Raw genomic sequence first — 16,226 nt, 5'->3', positions numbered from 1 at the left:
AGACTAGAGTGGTTTGCCGCGATGTGATGTCGAATGTGTGGGAAGACTTCGTTTTGTGGAACCGGTTCGTCGTTTTCCCGCACGCAAAGCGCATGCTCAACGACGGTGGTCGACGCGTGGCCCGCCCGCCCCTTCAGAACCGGGCCAGCAGTTCTTCGAGCACCGCCGCGCCCTCCCTGCCCTTGGCGGCATCCGCCCAGAGACGATCGATCATGGCGCGATACATGCCAACGCCGTCGGGTGACGTCGTGATGGTGGCGATGCCGGTACGCAGATTCGGTAGTTCGCCCAACCGGAACGGCGAGACCGCCACGTAGGCTTCGCCCTGCGCCTCGAAGATCTGGAACGACTCGTTGGGCATGTTGTCGCTCACGATGCCGATCTGCACGCCCGTCGTGTCGGTCACGAGAAACTCGACGATGCGCGCCACTTCACGCCGCGCAGCCATCTTCCGTTCGAGCTGCACGCCAGGCGGGAGTCCCAGCCGTCCGACGAGTCCGTGATGCAGAAACTGCTCGATCTGACGCAGCCCGATGAGGCTCGTCACCGCCAGCCGCTGGCGCGAGAAGCTCGACTTGCGCTCCTGCAAGATGGCCAGCACGCGATCGATCGTGTTTGTCCAGCGCTGGTCGGCGAGCTTGGGCGGTATGCTCTCGTCGAGCATGTGGCGCAGCCAGACGTCGTAATCTTCGGACGTCAGCAGGAACGAAATGGGATCGAAATGCGCGACGATACGCTCGGAACGGCGCTCCAACTGGCGCATACGCTCGAAGTAGCTGACCGCTGAGTCGTGATATTCGACCTCCACGCCCAGCAGATTCGCCAGCGACACGCCCAGCAGCGCCGCGAGCCGTTCCAGCGTATCGATCTTGACGATCTCGCCGCGCTCGAGCTTGTAGATCGCCGCGCGTGAGATATCGAGCTGCTCCGCCACATCCTCGCTACGCAACTCCGCAGCGATCCGGTAGGCGCGCAAACGTTCGCCGATAGCTCGGAAATTGAAACGCGCGCCCCTCGGCGCGCGGGATGTCGTCGCAACGCGATTCAAATCGTCCCCTTTCGGATGCCCGTGCGCCGCGCGGCGGATCGCGCCGCGCCCACATCGCAGAGCGGCGATTATACCGGGTGCTCGCATGCCTCGATGCGGCTTGCCCCCCCGTCGGCAACGCGCTCGACCCGGGGGACGAGGCCGCCGCGCGCTTGCCCGGCCGGCTGCGTCGTGACAACGCGAGCGCCGTCTACGGCGCGAGCGCGATGACCTCGGCCACCGCGGCCGTCAACTTCTTCGCGTAAGGTACGTGCAGGAATTCGTTCGGGCCATGCGCGTTCGACTTCGGTCCGAGCACACCGCACACCATGAACTGCGCCGACGGGAAACCCGCCAGCAGTGTATTCATCAACGGAATGGTGCCGCCCTGCCCGATGTACGCCACGTCTTCCCCGTAGTGCCGTTGCGACGCCGTGTTCAGTGCCGACGTGAGCCACGGCGCAACATCGGGCGCATTCCAGCCAGAGGCCGCGCCGGCGTCCGGCTTGAACGTCACCCTGGCGTTGTAGGGCGGATCGAGTTCCAGCAGCGATTTGAGTTCGGCCACCGCCTGCGCGGCGTCGACGAGCGGCGGCAGACGCAGCGACAGCTTGAAGGCCGTGCGCGGACGCAGCACGTTGCCTGCATCCGACAGCGCCGGCAGTCCCGCCGCCGCGGTGACCGACAGCGACGGGCGCCACGTCGAATTGAGCAGCGCCTCCTTCGGATCGGTCGTGGTCGGCAATACCGACAGGCCGTCCTGACCGCAGGCCCACGGCATCTTCTTCCAGACATCGTCGCCAAGAATGCGCGCCGTCGCTTCCGCCTCCTTCAGGCGCTGCAACGGAATCGGCGTATGAAAGCCCTCTGGCAGCACATTGCCGCTGCCTGCGTCTTCCAGACGTTCGAACAATTGACGCATGATGCGAAAACTCGACGGCGCAATTCCGCCATAGCCGCCCGAATGAATGCCCTCGTCGAGCACTTGCACTTCGAGACTGCCGGAGATCAGGCCGCGCAGCGATGTCGTGAGCCACAACTGATCGTAGTTGCCTGCGCCCGAATCCAGGCAGACGACCAATCCGACACGGCCCAGTCGCTCACGCAGCGCGTCGACGTAAGGCAGCAGGTCGTAACTGCCCGACTCCTCGCACGTCTCGATGAGACCGACGCAACGCGGGCGCGCCACGCCCTGGGCATCAAGGGCCGCGAGCGCCGTCACGCTGGCATAGATGGCGTAACCGTCGTCCGCCCCGCCTCGGCCATAGAGCTTGCCGTCTTCAAACTTGGGCGTCCACGGGCCAAGATCGCGACGCCATCCATCGAACTCCGGTTGCTTGTCGAGGTGGCCGTAGAGCACGATGGTTTCGTCGCTGCCCGAGCGCGTAGCGGGGGCCTCGAAGAAGATAACCGGCGTGCGTCCGTCAAGGCGAATCACTTCGAGCTTCAGCCCCTTCACCGGCTGGCGTTCGGCCCATTGCGCGGCGTCGCGCACGACGCGATCGATGTATCCATTGCGTGCCCAGTCGGCGTCGAAGCCCGGGCTTTTGGCCGGCACGGCAATGTAGTCGGTCAGCGCGTGCAGGATGTCTTCATTCCATTTGCGATCGACGAATTCGCGCAAGGCAGCGGTGTCGAGCGACGGCTGAGTCGGGGTGACGATGTCGTTCATGGGGGCGTCCTTAGGGAGGGCTTGTTTGATGTGGCGGACCGGACCGAGCGGATCAGGCGTGGCTCGAGGATCCTGCCAGGGCACGCGTCGGGTACGCCGGCGGGCCGTATGACGACATCATAGCCATTCCCGGCGGCAGTGGCGACTGGCCGTCAAGACAGCGCGCGGCCGCCTTGGGCGCCGCGCCAGCATGCTCAAGATACTTGCGCCATGCAAACGGGAAGACGGGCGCGGTGGGTGCTCAGTTGCCGGTGCCTGGCGGGCCAAAACGAAACACGATCTCTCCGGCGGCCCCTGCCGCCTTCAAACACGAGGTCGATTGCGTCCCCTTGCCGGGGATGCCCAGCGAATGCTCGGTGTCCGCAGCGCTGCACCGCCAAAAGAACGAGACCGGACGGTCGCACCCGTTCGATGCCTCGTACCGGTATTGCGTGACGTCGGCAGGCAGTGCACGTAGCGCCCCGCAGGGGTTCCCGGCAGCATCGAGCGGTTCGGACGGCGCGGGCGTCGCGGATGACGTTTGGGCGTGAACCGACGCGCTCGCCGCGAGCGCGAGCCACACCACCGCTGCCGTCATCCTCAAGCGGTGCGCTGCCGTGACGACCATCAGAGCCAGCGCCAAGCAATGGCGACGGCCCCGACGGCAATGCCAACGGAGATGACGACGCCAAACCATGCCAGTTGCGCACGCCGCGCCCGACGACGGCTCGATTCCGAAGTGTCGTAAAAACGACCCAATCCGCCCGAGTACAACTTTTCCCAGCGAATTTCCATGGCGCACCTCACAAATCAATCAAACCGGCCCGCGTGATAATCTTTTTTCTTCTTTATCGAAAATTCTGAGACGCAAGACAATTCGGATAAATCCGGGCAAATCCGGAACCCAGGACTACCCAAAATTCCGACACAGCGCCGTCGCTTCAAGATGTCACTATTCTTTCGTTAACGCAATAGCGTGAACCCGCAGAATGCTGCGCCGGCGCCACGAGAGACCACGTTATCGACGATGGATATCAACGTGCTTAACGCGCTTTATCGCAGGCGGCGTCGAATCTTTAAGGGAAATGGCAGCGATTTGTAGTAATTCAGACGTGCCAGCCTTTCCGAAACGCCGCGCTCATGTAACAAAACGTTTCAAAACATCGCGGGTGTGCTGTTGCATCGGGTGATTGAAGCGACGCGGCGAACGTGCCGAAACCTCCGTAGCATAAGCTCGGGAGGCGGCATTGGCTTGGAAGTCGTGGAGGAAAAGCGTTAGCCGAAGCAACGCGGCGCGGCCGTCCGCCGGAGGCGGTGCCGCGCACGAAAAGGAAGATGGGTGACTTTAGCGTCCCAGGAAGGCCGCACCGACCGACAAGAGCACGAATCCGCCGACGCTACAGGCGATCGCGATTGTCAAAAGGCGTTGAAAGAGCTGCTCGCGCTCGCTCGCGCTGCGATGGGAACGGGGTGCATCGTGATGAATCGTTCCCCAACCACTCGAATACACTTTTTTCCAACGGATGTGCATAAGTTACCTCGCGTTGTTTAGTGTTCTTAGCCTTGCCCGTCATCGATTCACACTGTCGGAATCGACGAGACGCAGGGCTAGTATGCGCTTCGCCGAGCCGCCGTAAACCCCCCATCCGTGCTGCGTCGCCGCAAGCCAACCCCTTGATTTCGATGGATTCCGAGACGGGAGCGAGTGAGGTTGAATCCTGCCCCTCCGACGCAACGAGCGATTTATGACAGAGGGTGTCAATGCGACAGAATGTCGCAGGTGCGACAAGTTGTCGCGCAACCCGCATGGATCTTGGAATTATGGATTTCAACCGGTGCGACGGGGCCAGTCATGTCGCAGGTGTGAAAGCGGTGGCCGGCCGGACGACCCGGGTGTTCGAAGCCGCGTAGGCGTGTCCGGCGCGCGACATCGTGCAGCGCAACATCGATTGTTCGAATAAGCGACAAAGCTGGGGTAAATCCGGGGGAAGGAAATGGGCCCCCTCCCCACCAGGGTCACGATTCGAATGGATTTCTCACCTGTCGCGCCGTCGTGCCCCCCGGCGCGCCCGCCTGGGCCGGCAGATCGGCGCGGGAGAGCGTCGCGACCACGGCGTCGAGCACCGCTTTGAGCATCTGCGCCTGACGCAGCCCTTCGGCATCACGGCGAATCTCCAGATTGCCAAAGAGCGCGACGTGGTCCGTATGGTTTTCGACGTTCAGCTCACCCAGCGTGAGCGCGTCGGCATCATTGGCGAACGGGACGAACGCGGCATTGGCAGAAGACGAAGTGGACATTCTGGACTCCTGAATCGAGGGATAGTCAGTCAGTTGAGATCGGCCGACGGGGTGGCCATCGTCAGTGGCGGGGCAAGGACAACGCCTGTGGCGATCGGCGTCGTGCTTAGCGAATGATCGTACGCAAGAAATCGAGCACCGTCTGCACCTCCCGATACGACGGCACGCTCGGATCGCGCTTGCGCTTGCCGCCAGCCGCCTTGGGCGCGGGCAGGCGCATGGCCGTGCGCTTGACGTCCAATGGCATGCCGGGGAAAAAGTCGATGCCGGCGAGCGTCTCGAGTTCCGCCACGCTCACCACCGAATAGTCGCTCGTGGCCTCGTTCGCCACCAGGTAGGCACCGGCCTGCTTGCGTTTCGGGTCGTAGACAATCTTGTAGAGCTGCGTGGGCACCATCACCCGATCGCCGACCTGCGTGATCGACTTGCCCTTGAACAGCGGGCCCGTAATGACGAACAACTCGCCGCGATCCTGCGCAAGCTTGCGCACGCTCGACTCGATGCCCGCCCACAGATATCGATTGTTCTCGCTGTTCTGCGGCACCATGTTCGACAGCGAAAAGCTTTCCGACTGCGCTTGCGCATTCGGCATGTCGGCCGACGGCGCCATGTGCCCCCGGTCGTATCCCGAACGCACGTAATCGCGAAGCTCGGCCCGTTCATCGGCGGGAAGGCGAGATTCGGCATGGAAATTGTTGACGCGCGAGATCTGGCGCGCGTCACGCAAGCCCGCTGCGCTCAGGTGCTCGGCCGACCAGAGCGGGGTACGTGTCACCCCCGAATGCATGACACCGAACGCGCTGAAGCACACTTCGCGCGCGTCGCGATTCATGGCGGACTGGGTAATGTCGGGCGCGGTAGCGGCCCAGTAATGCTCCCCGCAGGCCGAAGCGGCGGCGATTGCATGGCCCGAAAAGGTCATGACGCACGTCACGACCCCGACTCGGGTAAGGGTGGCCAGAGAGGCGGCCAACTGCCCGGCCATCGCGCGCAAGCGGCTTGCGCGCACCGCGGTGACCGTCCATCGAGACTGCTTCATCGCACTGCTTACGGTAAGACGTGAGGGGGTGCGATTGTAGCGGATGAACCGCTATTCGGGGACGACACTGCCCACACCGTAAGCGGCGCATTGCAGGGTCTGGGCGGGGCCGAGGTTGTCGCACTCGTCCGCGCGCGCACTCGGCAGCCACGCCTGTGCCAGGAACAGCACACAGAGCACCAGCGCGAGCACGAGGAGCAGCGTCTTCATTGCGGCATCCGAGTAGGGTTGCCGCATTGTATGCGGGGACGCCCCCACACAACCGGTCCGGCGCGCCCGAGAATTGTTTCGTAGCGTTACCGCGCCGCGGGCTGGACGTTCGTCGCCATCACCCCACGGACACCTCGCCTCGCAGCGCGACGAGCGCGGCCAACGGCTCGCTCAATGCGCCTTCGGCGCGCAGGCCATCCACCACGCCAACACGGTCGGGCATCGCGCGATTCTGCGACATCTTGAATTTGCCTTCGATGCGGCGAATCGGAATTTCCACGCCGACGATGGCGCGCAGCATGCCGTCGATGTAATCGGCCGGCGCGTCTTCCACCGCCCACGGCGCGGCACGCCCCTGCTCCTGCGACTGCGTGAGATCGCCGACGAGGCGACGCAACCACGAGGCATCGTCGATCACTTGAGGTTTGCCCCATACATGCACCGCCGCGTAGTTCCAGGTCGGCACGACTTTGCCGTGCTCCACCTTGGCGGCATACCACGAGGGGGTGATGTACCCTTGCGGGCCGGTAAACGCCACGAGGCAATCGCCGACCCCACGCAGCGCCGCAGCATGCGGATTGGCCCGCGCCAGATGCCCACGCAAGAGGCCGAACTCGCCTTCTTCCGGATACATCAGAAACGGAATCGAATCGGCGATCAGCCCCTGCGAACCGGCGCTGACGAGCAGGCCAAGCGGATGGGTGCGAATGAGGTCGTGCAGGATTTCAGGGCGATCCTCGGCAAAGGCGACGGGCTGGTACATCGACGACTCCGGACAAAAGCAGCGGGAAGGGAATGACGCCGAGCCTACGCCCTCCCATGGCCCTTGGCAAAGACCCAAAACCGATCATTTTTTTGGTGCCACGATACGGTCAGAGCGGCGCGGCGGCGGGGGCGAGTGCCTCGGGCACCCCGACGCTGGCATCGACGCCCGCGTTCTCCTTGAGCAGGAAGACCAGATGATGCCCGGCGAGCAGCTCGATGCGACGATCGCGTGCGAACTCTTCCACCCCATCGTCGAACGCCCCCGTGGTAATCAACATGCCACGGGCGGCGCCAATCTTCTGCATCTCGGCGAGCATGGTGCGCGCGGCGGCGATCTCCAGACGTGCGCCGTGGTGCATTTCGCGATAGACGTGCACGACAACGTCGCCCCCGAAAATCGGATGCGGATCCCACGCGCGGCAGGTCAGCATGCCGGCCTGCTCGCCGGGCAGAAGCGGCGGCCCTTCGAAACCGTGCGAGCGCAGCAGGTGGAACATCACCTGCGTGAAGTCCTTGTCGGTGAGTGTCATCAGATTGAAGCGGCGGTCGACGGCGACGTCGGCGTCCGTGACGACCTTCGTCATGTCGACACCGGCCACCGGTGCGACCGCCTCCAGCGCCTCAGGGCTCGCTGATACGCGCGCCCCCAGCGCCGCCAAATGTTCCGCCGGATCGCCCTCGGCCAATGTGAGCGCCGCGAAGTCGGCGCGCGCCACATGGACGCTCGCCAGACACACGCGCGTATCGCCATCGCTGGCATACGCATTGAAGACGATGGCGTTCACTTGACGCAGCGGATCGGCCGAGAACAGCTCGTGCAGCGAGCGGAGCACGAGCTGGCGCAACGCGTTGGCATACACCTTCGCGCGGACGGCATCGCTTGCCGGCACGCCCTCCACGCGCCCCTGCGCGGCATGGTAGTGATAGTCGAACGCGACGGGCACGGCGGCGTCGAGCGTCGGCACGTCATAGCCGATGGCCAGCAACTTGTGGTGCTCGACGTAGTGCGCCGCGAGCGTCTGCATGAACGCTTCGGGATACGGACTGCGGCTGAGCACGATGCGCGCATAGCCCGTGATGGCCGCCGCTTCGCCGCGCAACAGTGCCCCTTCGAAATCGGCCACGGCCGCGTTGTGACGTGCACTCTCGGCCCGTGCGGCTTCCGTGGCCTTTTGCTGCGCGATCTGGAGAATCATCGAACCCTGCGCTCGGCGGACCTTCGATGCCTCGTGCTCGCGTTCCGCATGAACGAACTCGCCACGCGCCTTGGCGACGGCTTGCTCGTAACGCCCCGACGCGCCCGGCATGGCCAGCGCGAGCCGGCCCGGCTTCTCGGGCGCGAAGGCTTCCCACTCGGGCTTGGGCAAGATCTTTGGGAGATGCCGGGTATCGAGCACCGGCGGCGTGGTGCTCGCGCGCAGGTCGGCCGGCGCAATGCGCAGATCGCGCGCGAGACCGTCGGCGAGCAAACGCTCCAGCCGCGCGACCTCCAGTTTGGCCTGAGCGCCTTGCGCTGCCGCTTCGGCTTGTCGCCACGCCACATGTGTGCGCTCACGCGCGGCGGCGTCGGCGACCGGCGCCGCTTCCATGGCGCGCAATGCCTGATCCACGGCGCGGACTTCCGCCAGCGAGCGCGCCAGCATTTGCGCATGCTGCTGCTCGCGCACGTGCGCGGCGCGCCAAAACTCACGCGCCAGACGATCAATGATGCTCTCGAATCCCCGGTTCACTACTGCCCCCGCAAGCGATATTGGTTTTGTTTTGTCAAGCCCACTACAACATCCACGACGTTCGGAACGAAGCCACTTGGCCCGCGCCGCGCAGGAAGCGGAAATGTTCACGCAGCGTCGTCGTCGCGCTGAACGCCGCCCCCCTGAAAACCGCCCGCTGCGCCTTGTGACATCAGGCTGGCACACGACTTTTGCGTAGGGGACGATTGTAGGACGATGGCCGCTCGCCAAGCAAAAAATCTTTCATTTCCTTCCCGGGCGAGCATGTCATGCGCGCAACACGGGTGCCCTGATCGTCATCAAATCGCAATGACGGCACAGACCGGCACATACGCCCCCCCGGCCGGGGAAAACGTTGCCCCGTTGTCATCAATGACGGTTACCATGACGCGGCTTCCCCGACGGTCGATGCCGCCGGGGTCCGCTCGGATCCGGTTCCATTTCTCTACCGACATCGCATCATGAACGAGCTAGCGCCCGCCCCTGCCGTCGCCTCCCTTTGCCTGCGTAGCGCATGCGTGAGCGCGTTCGCGTGCTTGTTGCTGGCACTTGTCGCCATCCCGTGGATCGACCGTCCGGTGGTGGACTTCGTGCATGCGCATACGCAAGGTACGCCGTGGATTCAGCACGTTGCGGAGTTGCCCGCGCCACTGTTTGTGCTGGCCTGGCCGACGTTTGGGATCGTTGGCGCCGCGCTCGTCTGGCGACACCGCCTCCCGGCGTGGGCCACGACGCTGTGGCTTGCGGCGGGTGCCGTGGGCGTTGGCAGCGTGCTCAAGCAAGGACTGAAGTTCGCTTTCGGGCGGACGTGGCCGGCCACGTGGGTTCATGACAATCCGTCTTATCTGCGCGACGGCGTGTTCCAATTCCGGTGGTTCGGCGGCGATACTGCCGCGTATGCGTCGTTCCCCTCGGGGCATCTCACCGTCATGCTGGCGTTCGCCACCGTGCTCGCGCTGCGACACCCTGCGCTGCGCTGGCCGTGCGCCGTTGCCGTTGCGCTGACGGCCTTCGGCCAACTCGCCGCCGCGTATCACTGGACGAGCGACGTGCTCGCAGGGGCCGCGCTCGGCATCGCGGTGGGCACGATGTTTGTCGGGCTTGGCAACGCTGGGCCACTCGGCACGTGATTGCGCTGTAGATGGATTGGCGGGCATGCCGTAGCGGCGCACCGCACGATTGCACTACACTTGAACCTGCTGCGCGCAACGCCTCCCATCGGAAATCGAGCGCGCTGCCTGCGCCGCCTCTTGCCCCCTCAGTTTCGACGGAGCCTGTGATGACGACGTCCCTGATTCTCAATGTGATCGGCCCGGATCGTCCGGGTCTGGTCAACGCGATCGCAGATCGCGCGAGCGCCGCTGGCGCCAACTGGCTGGAGAGCCGTCTGGCCAATCTGGCCGGCCAGTTCGCCGGCATCATCCATCTGCAAGTTCCCGACGAACACGCCGACGCGCTCACGCAAGCCCTGCAGGCGCTGGAAACCCAAGGCCTGCGCATCGCCGTCACACGCGCCCAGAGCGCCGCCGCCGACCCGGCCGCACGCGCGCTTCAGCTCGATCTTGTCGGGCAGGATCATCCAGGAATCGTCAAGGAAATCTCGCACGTGCTCTTCTCGCGCGGCATCAGCATCGACGAACTCGCCACGGAGTGCGTCGAAGGATCGATGTCGGGCGGCACGCTGTTTCGCGCGACCGCCCGACTGCACGTTCCCGCGAGCGTCAGCACGGAATCGCTGCGCGAGACGCTCGAAAGTCTGGCCGACGACCTGATGGTCGATGTCGAACTCGATTCGCCTTCCGGTGCGTGAGCGCGCACGGATGAAGCGGGTCTTCCTGTTCTTCCTCGGGGCGGCCGTCGTCGTCGCCCTGCTCTCGCTGCTGCCGGTGCCGTTCGAGCGCCGGACCCACATCGTGAGCACGGTCACGGTGCAGGCGCCGCCGCAGGCCGTCTACGACTACGTGACCACGCCGGCCAACTGGCCGAAATGGCATCCGGCGTCGCTCGCCGTGCAGGGCACGACCGATCACTCGCTCGTCGTGGGGGAAAAAGTCGCCGAAGAGTTTCGCCTCGCGGGACGTCACGGCATCATTCACTGGAAGGTCGTCGAGGCGAAGCCACCGCTCGAATGGCGCCTCGAGGGCGAGATGAACCGACGTCCGTCGGGAGAAGTCCGCTACACGCTCACGCCCGACGGCACGGGTACGCGCTTCGAGCGCGATGTCGTCTATCGCACGCCGAATCTGCTGTACCTGATGCTCGATCCGGTCTTCATCGGCCCGCGCATGCGCGCGGAGTCGGCGCAGGGCGCGAAGCAACTCGAACAAATCTTCGCGACATCGACGGCCGGCATCCCCGCGCCGGCGTCGATGTCGGCCGTCGCCACACGTCCCGCGCAGGCCCAGTAGCGGTGGGGGTCGCGGTGTCGTAGCGTGCCGGTGGCGTGGTGGCGCGGCGCCGAGGCATCTCAGTGTCGCCTCGCAGCGCCCAGCCTACTCGTTGAACGTGGCCGCCATCGCCTCGGCCGCCGCCTGAAGTTCCGGCAGAAACGTCATGAGCGCATCAAGCGTGCGGCGCTGCGCGCTCGCCTGCACCGCGATGGCCGCACACGCGCGATTGCGGTCGAGCATTACGGGCACGGCCACGGCGATCATGCCCGGCACATGCTCTTCGTTGTTGGTGCCGACCCGGCGCTTGCGCGTCTCGCTCAACTCCTCGCGCAAGTCCTCGAGATCGGTGATGGTGTTCTCCGCACGCGGTCGCAGCGGCAGATGCGCGATCAACTTCTCGCGGCGCGCGCGAGGCAGGAACGCCAGCAGCAGCTTGCCGCTCGCCGTGCAATGCAACGGCACACGCGAGCCCGGCGCGAGCTTGAGCTGACGCGACCAATCCGTCTCGACACGATCGAGATAGACCAGGTCGTCGCCCGAGAGCATCGACAGATTGCACGTCTCACCCAGCTTGTCGACCAGTTGCTGAAGAATCGCATGACGCGCGGCTGCCGGGCCGACGTGCATCAACGCATTGACGGCCATCGCGCGCACCCGCGACGACGGCTCGTAATGCCGGCTGCCCGCTTCGCGCGACACGAGAAACGCCGCTTCGAGCTGCTTGAGAATGCGATGCACCGTCTGCTTGGGCAGACCGATGACAGCGACAATTTCCGCCAAGGTCATTGGCGTGCCTGACGCACTGAGAATTTCGAGAATGCGAAATGCGCGGACGGCCGCGGCGTTCGACTGATTGCTCATGTCGGTACTGGGGTCTCGGGGTCGAGTTGTTTTCTGGATCGTTATCGCTCGCGGTGGTCTCCCTGCTGCCCGACGTCGACACGCCACCGTCCCAACCCGCTCCCGAGCTGCCACGCCGCCATGCCGTCGCACCGCGACGTCCCGTTTTCCGCATTCTAGTGCCAATCGGCCTTCGCTGACGATTGGAGACAAACCCGGAGATATGCCGAATATCTTATATCTATGACCCCATGACGGCAGGCGAAGACCCGGCCGGCTCTCGGGTCGTCCCCTGCCCCAACGTCTCGAGCGTGGCGCCACGATGCCGTGACCGAAGCGCCGCGGCCGCTCAGGCCTTGCCCGACAGCATGCGCAGCCGATGAATCAGGCTTGAGGTGTCCCAGCGCGAACCGCCGAGCGATTGCACATCCCCATAGAACTGGTCGACGAGCGCCGTGACCGGCAGCGATACACCGTTGCGCTGTGCTTCGGCCAGGCAGAGCCCCAGATCCTTGCGCATCCAGTCCACCGCGAAGCCGAAATCGAACTTGCCGTCGATCATCGTCTTGCCGCGATTGTCCATTTGCCAGCTCGCTGCCGCCCCTTTACTGATGACGTCGAGCACAAGCGGCATGTCCAGACCGGCACGCTGGCCGAAGTGGATCGCTTCCGACAGTCCCTGCACGAGACCGGCGATGCAGATCTGGTTGACCATCTTGGCCACCTGCCCCGCGCCGGCCTCGCCAACGCGCGTGACGGCTCGGCCGTAGGCGCCCAGCGTTGGGGCAACCCGGTCGAATGCCGGCGCATCGCCGCCGCACATGATGGTCAGCACGCCGTTCCTGGCACCGGCTTCGCCACCCGAGACGGGGGCGTCGACAAAGTGCAGCCCCTTCGCGTGCGCGGCGGCGTAGAGTTCGCGTGCCACGTCGGCCGAGGCCGTCGTGTGGTCGACGAAGACGGCGTTCGCCTTCATGCCGGCGAAGGCGCCATGCTCGCCGAGCACGATACTGCGCAGGTCGTCGTCATTGCCCACGCAGGCGGCCACGATCTCGGCGTCGCGCGCCGCCTCGGCCGGGGTGGCGGCGGCCGCACCGCCATACTCCTTGGCCCATTGCTGCGCCTTGGCGGCCGTACGGTTATAGACCGTGACCTGATGACCGGCACGTTGCAGATGACCGGCCATGGGATAACCCATCACGCCCAGGCCGAGAAACGCGACGCGGACAGACGTTGCTTGCGATGAAGGGGAAGTCAATTCGAGGGCCTCGCAGGTTGATTCGCTATGAGGGAACCCAGGGGCGCACGATGCAGGGAGCACCCATGGGGTCCTGTCTGAAATTCAGGGGGCTTGCGAGCCCCCATTATAAAGATGGCCTTCGCTCGGGCGCCAGCGCAATCCCCCGCCACACGGGGATCTGCGCAAACCAGCCCCAATTTGGTGCGCCGTAGGGCTTTCAGTAATTCCCCGTAAACATGAGGCCGTCGTTACCGTTTGAAAAATTGTGTTTCCGTGACTGGCGTTGGTCCAAGGTTCCGCTACAATGCGCGGCATGGCTGATTTTGATACCTGTTGGTCAATTCGCGTTTACTACGAGGACACGGACGCCGGAGGCGTCGTCTTCTATGCCAACTATCTGAAATTCTTTGAACGGGCCCGTACCGAGTGGCTCCGTTCGCTCGGCATCGAGCAACTCGCGCTGGCCCGCGAAACCGGCATGATTTTCATCGTGCGTGCAACCGCACTCGACTATCTGGCCCCCGCCCGGCTCGACGATCTCCTCACCATCAAAAGCCGCATCGAGCGCGTTGGCGGCGCCTCTGTCGATTTTCACCAGGAAGCCTGGCGAGAGGCGCCGGACGGCAGCAGCGAACTGTTAGTGCGCGGCAGCATCAAAATCGGCTGTGTGGCGGCCAGCACGCTGCGCCCAGGCAAGATGCCCGCGAACGTGCGCCTCGCCATGCTGTCGGCCGCCACAGCGGGTGAACCGCCCCGTTCGGCAGCCGCCTGAAGCCAACAACAAGAATTCCGGTCAGTCAATAACCACACCATGCCCGATCAAGACCTTTCCATTATTTCGCTGGTCCTGCATGCCAGCGTGCTCGCTCAGGCCGTCATGGGCCTGCTGCTGCTGCTCTCGCTGCTCTCGTGGACCCACATCTTCCGCAAGATCTTCGCGATTCGCCGCGCGCGCACCCAGACCGAGCGCTTCGAGCGCGATTTCTGGTCGGGTGGCGATCTTCAGGCGCTCTATCAAAGCGCGCTGAACAACCGTCATCAGACGGGGCGCTCGAGCGCATCTTCGAATCGGGCATGCGCGAGTACATCAAGGCGAGCGAGAAGGGTCTGCACGATCCGAGCGCCATTCTGGACGGCGCGCGTCGCGCGATGCGCGCTTGTTATCAACGTGAAATGGATTCGCTCGAAGCCAATCTCCCGTTCCTCGCATCGGTCGGCTCGGTGAGCCCGTACATCGGTCTGTTCGGCACGGTGTGGGGTATCATGAACGCTTTCCGCGGCCTGTCGAACGTGCAACAAGCCACGCTCGCCAATGTGGCGCCCGGTATCGCGGAAGCCCTGGTGGCGACTGCCATCGGTCTGTTCGCCGCAATCCCTGCCGTGGTTGCCTACAACCGCTTCGCCAACGACATCGACCGGCTGTCGATCCGCTTCGAAAGTTTCGTCGAAGAATTCTCCAACATCCTGCAACGGCAGATTCACTAAGCACTCCGGGAGCGCCGAGACATGGCAGGTTCTATGCGCAACGCTCGCCGCGGCCGTCGCGCCATGGCGGATATCAACGTCGTACCGTACATCGACGTGATGTTGGTGCTGCTCGTCATTTTCATGGTGGCCGCGCCGCTGGTCGCGCCCTCGATCGTCAACCTGCCGAGCGTCGCCAACGCGAGCCCGCAGCAGCAGACGCCGCCCGTGGTCGTCAACATCGAAGCCGACAACCGGATGCTGGTGCGCTACAAGGATGGCGAGAACACCATCGAGCAGCGCATGGGCGCCGCCGATCTGACCGGCTTCCTTCAAGGGCGCCAGGCCGCGAATCCGGATCAGCCGGTTGTCATCGCCGCCGACAAGACGGTGCGCTATGAAATCGTCATGAACGTGATGTCCGATCTCAAGGCCCAGGGCGTCAAGCGCGTGGGCCTGCTCGTCAAGCAGAAATGAGCCGCACCGCAGCCCGCACCGACCGTCCCAATCGCCCTATCGGCCCACGCAACGATGAGCGGGGCACGGGTCGGGCATTTCTCCTCGCGCTGTTCATGCACGCGCTGCTGTTCGCGCTGCTCTTTTATGGCATGCGCTGGCAGAACAGTTCGCCGGCCGGGTCAGAGGCCGAGCTGTGGACACCGTCCGAAGTCGCGGAGCCGACGCCGCCCGTGGTGACGCCACCGCCGACGCCCGCGCCGCCCGCCGTGGCCGCGCCGACGCCGCCGGTCGAAGACGCCGACATCGCCCTCCAGCAAAAGAAGCGCAAGCAGGAGCAGCAGGCCGCCGAGCAGGCACGCCTGCTCGAAGCGCAGCAGGAGAAGGCCCGTCAGGAAGCGCTCAAGCAGAAGCAACTTGCCGAGCAGCAGGCAGCAGCCGACATCGCTCGCAAGAAGGCGGCGGAGGAAGCCGCCCGTCAGCAGAAGCTGGCCGACCAGAAGAAGGCCGACGAGTTGAAGCATCAGAAGGACGAAGCGGCGAAGAAGGCCGAAGCGCTCAAGCAGCAGCAACTCGTCGATGCACAGAAGAAGGCAGACGCCGAGAAGAAGGCCCAGCAAGACAAGGCGGCCAAGGCCAAGGCCGCGCAGGAAGCGGCGGCGCAAAAAGCAGCCGACGCGGCACGCGCCCAGCGTCTGGCGGCGTTGCGTGGGATGGCCGGGGGCACGGCCGGCGCGACCGGCAACGGTCTGGGCTCGCAGGCGGGCGGTACCGGCTCGGGCGCAGGCGGCACAGCGTCGGCGGGCTATGCCGATCGCGTGCGCGCGAAGGTCAAGCCGAACATTGCTTATGGCGGCGACACCACGGGCAATCCCACGGCCGTCGTCTCGGTACGTCTGGCGCCGGATGGCAGCGTGCTGTCCATGCAGCTGGTCAAATCGAGCGGCAATCCCGCCTGGGACGCCGCCGTGCAGTCCGCTATCACCAAGTCCGATCCATTGCCACGCGACACCAATGGCAAAGCCCCCCGAGCGTCAACCTTCGCTTCAGCCCCAAAGGCTGAGAGTGTTGTCAAACGGGAACGATAACCGAGCGACGTGAGTCCATTTTCATCCG

Annotated in this window: 17 protein-coding genes and 1 pseudogene; 7 read left to right on the top strand and 11 right to left on the bottom strand. The window is 64.6% G+C overall.

All coding sequences use genetic code 11. From position 1 onward, the window contains the following. Positions 1-133: 133 nt before the first annotated feature. The 9 genes from DRB87_RS07635 to DRB87_RS07605 form a co-directional block, all read right to left on the bottom strand. Entirely contained in the window at positions 134-976 is an 843-nt protein-coding gene (locus DRB87_RS07635; protein WP_240756221.1) for a helix-turn-helix domain-containing protein, read from the bottom strand. A gap of 262 nt (positions 977-1,238) precedes the next feature. Next, positions 1,239-2,699: a M20 family metallopeptidase gene (locus tag DRB87_RS07630; protein ID WP_130025473.1), complete on the bottom strand. Its 1,461-nt coding sequence runs from the start codon at positions 2,697-2,699 to the stop codon at positions 1,239-1,241. Between the two features lie 241 nt (positions 2,700-2,940). Then, a complete protein-coding gene (locus DRB87_RS23000) occupies positions 2,941-3,321 on the bottom strand; it encodes a hypothetical protein (RefSeq protein WP_165385257.1) in 381 nt (126 codons plus the stop codon). Beyond that, on the bottom strand, positions 3,306-3,473 hold the full coding sequence (locus DRB87_RS22995) for a hypothetical protein (protein WP_165385256.1): 168 nt from the start codon (positions 3,471-3,473) through the stop codon (positions 3,306-3,308). Before DRB87_RS22995 ends, DRB87_RS23000 begins: the two co-directional genes overlap by 16 nt. 1,221 nt (positions 3,474-4,694) lie before the next feature. Further along, complete coding sequence (locus DRB87_RS07620) at positions 4,695-4,976, bottom strand: hypothetical protein (protein WP_130025471.1); 282 nt, start codon at positions 4,974-4,976, stop codon at positions 4,695-4,697. Positions 4,977-5,082: 106 nt separating this feature from the next. Beyond that, positions 5,083-6,015, bottom strand: coding sequence for a DNA/RNA non-specific endonuclease (locus DRB87_RS07615; protein ID WP_240756220.1), 933 nt, complete (start codon positions 6,013-6,015; stop codon positions 5,083-5,085). Between the two features lie 51 nt (positions 6,016-6,066). Beyond that, a complete protein-coding gene (locus DRB87_RS22990; RefSeq protein WP_165385255.1) occupies positions 6,067-6,225 on the bottom strand; it encodes a hypothetical protein in 159 nt (52 codons plus the stop codon). Positions 6,226-6,343: 118 nt separating this feature from the next. After that, entirely contained in the window at positions 6,344-6,988 is a 645-nt protein-coding gene (locus tag DRB87_RS07610; RefSeq protein WP_130025470.1) for an FMN-binding negative transcriptional regulator, read from the bottom strand. A 109-nt stretch (positions 6,989-7,097) separates the two neighbouring features. Then, positions 7,098-8,720, bottom strand: a complete 1,623-nt coding sequence (locus DRB87_RS07605) for a restriction endonuclease (protein ID WP_130025469.1) — start codon at positions 8,718-8,720, stop codon at positions 7,098-7,100. Between the two features lie 461 nt (positions 8,721-9,181). Here DRB87_RS07605 and DRB87_RS07600 point away from each other — a divergent pair, with 461 nt between their 5' ends. The 3 genes from DRB87_RS07600 (at position 9,182) to DRB87_RS07590 (ending at position 11,128) form a co-directional block, all read left to right on the top strand. Then, complete coding sequence (locus DRB87_RS07600) at positions 9,182-9,850, top strand: phosphatase PAP2 family protein (protein WP_130025468.1); 669 nt, start codon at positions 9,182-9,184, stop codon at positions 9,848-9,850. A gap of 149 nt (positions 9,851-9,999) precedes the next feature. Next, a complete protein-coding gene (locus tag DRB87_RS07595) occupies positions 10,000-10,530 on the top strand; it encodes a glycine cleavage system protein R (protein WP_130025467.1) in 531 nt (176 codons plus the stop codon). Next, positions 10,499-11,128 (top strand): SRPBCC family protein, encoded by a 630-nt coding sequence (locus tag DRB87_RS07590; protein WP_130025466.1) that lies wholly within the window; start codon positions 10,499-10,501, stop codon positions 11,126-11,128. The genes DRB87_RS07595 and DRB87_RS07590 overlap by 32 nt, the downstream gene beginning before the upstream one ends. Positions 11,129-11,212: 84 nt before the next feature. Here DRB87_RS07590 and DRB87_RS07585 read toward each other — a convergent pair whose 3' ends face one another. Both DRB87_RS07585 and DRB87_RS07580 read right to left on the bottom strand, forming a co-directional pair. Then, positions 11,213-11,971 (bottom strand): IclR family transcriptional regulator, encoded by a 759-nt coding sequence (locus DRB87_RS07585; RefSeq protein ID WP_130025465.1) that lies wholly within the window; start codon positions 11,969-11,971, stop codon positions 11,213-11,215. Positions 11,972-12,299: 328 nt separating this feature from the next. Continuing rightward, the gene (locus DRB87_RS07580) at positions 12,300-13,148 is read right to left on the bottom strand and encodes an NAD(P)-dependent oxidoreductase (RefSeq protein ID WP_240756289.1); all 849 of its coding nucleotides are present in this window, start codon (positions 13,146-13,148) and stop codon (positions 12,300-12,302) included. Positions 13,149-13,494: 346 nt separating this feature from the next. Here DRB87_RS07580 and ybgC point away from each other — a divergent pair, with 346 nt between their 5' ends. From ybgC to tolA, 4 genes and pseudogenes are all read left to right on the top strand, one after another. Next, positions 13,495-13,962 carry a tol-pal system-associated acyl-CoA thioesterase gene (ybgC, locus tag DRB87_RS07575; protein ID WP_206100077.1) on the top strand — a complete coding sequence of 156 codons (468 nt, stop codon included), beginning with the start codon at positions 13,495-13,497 and terminating at the stop codon, positions 13,960-13,962. A 39-nt stretch (positions 13,963-14,001) separates the two neighbouring features. Next, positions 14,002-14,675, top strand: a pseudogene (gene tolQ, locus DRB87_RS07570) (protein TolQ). Positions 14,676-14,696: 21 nt separating this feature from the next. Beyond that, the gene (tolR, locus tag DRB87_RS07565) at positions 14,697-15,131 is read left to right on the top strand and encodes a protein TolR (protein ID WP_130025462.1); all 435 of its coding nucleotides are present in this window, start codon (positions 14,697-14,699) and stop codon (positions 15,129-15,131) included. Next, the gene (gene tolA, locus DRB87_RS07560) at positions 15,128-16,198 is read left to right on the top strand and encodes a cell envelope integrity protein TolA (RefSeq protein ID WP_130025461.1); all 1,071 of its coding nucleotides are present in this window, start codon (positions 15,128-15,130) and stop codon (positions 16,196-16,198) included. The genes tolR and tolA overlap by 4 nt, the downstream gene beginning before the upstream one ends. The last annotated feature ends 28 nt before the right edge of the window (positions 16,199-16,226 follow it).

The sequence above is a fragment of the Pandoraea sp. XY-2 genome, assembly GCF_004193915.1.
Classification (GTDB): Bacteria; Pseudomonadota; Gammaproteobacteria; order Burkholderiales; family Burkholderiaceae; genus Pandoraea; species Pandoraea cepalis.
Note: the sequence above shows the minus strand (reverse complement) of the source record. Positions and strands in the feature narration are given on the sequence as shown.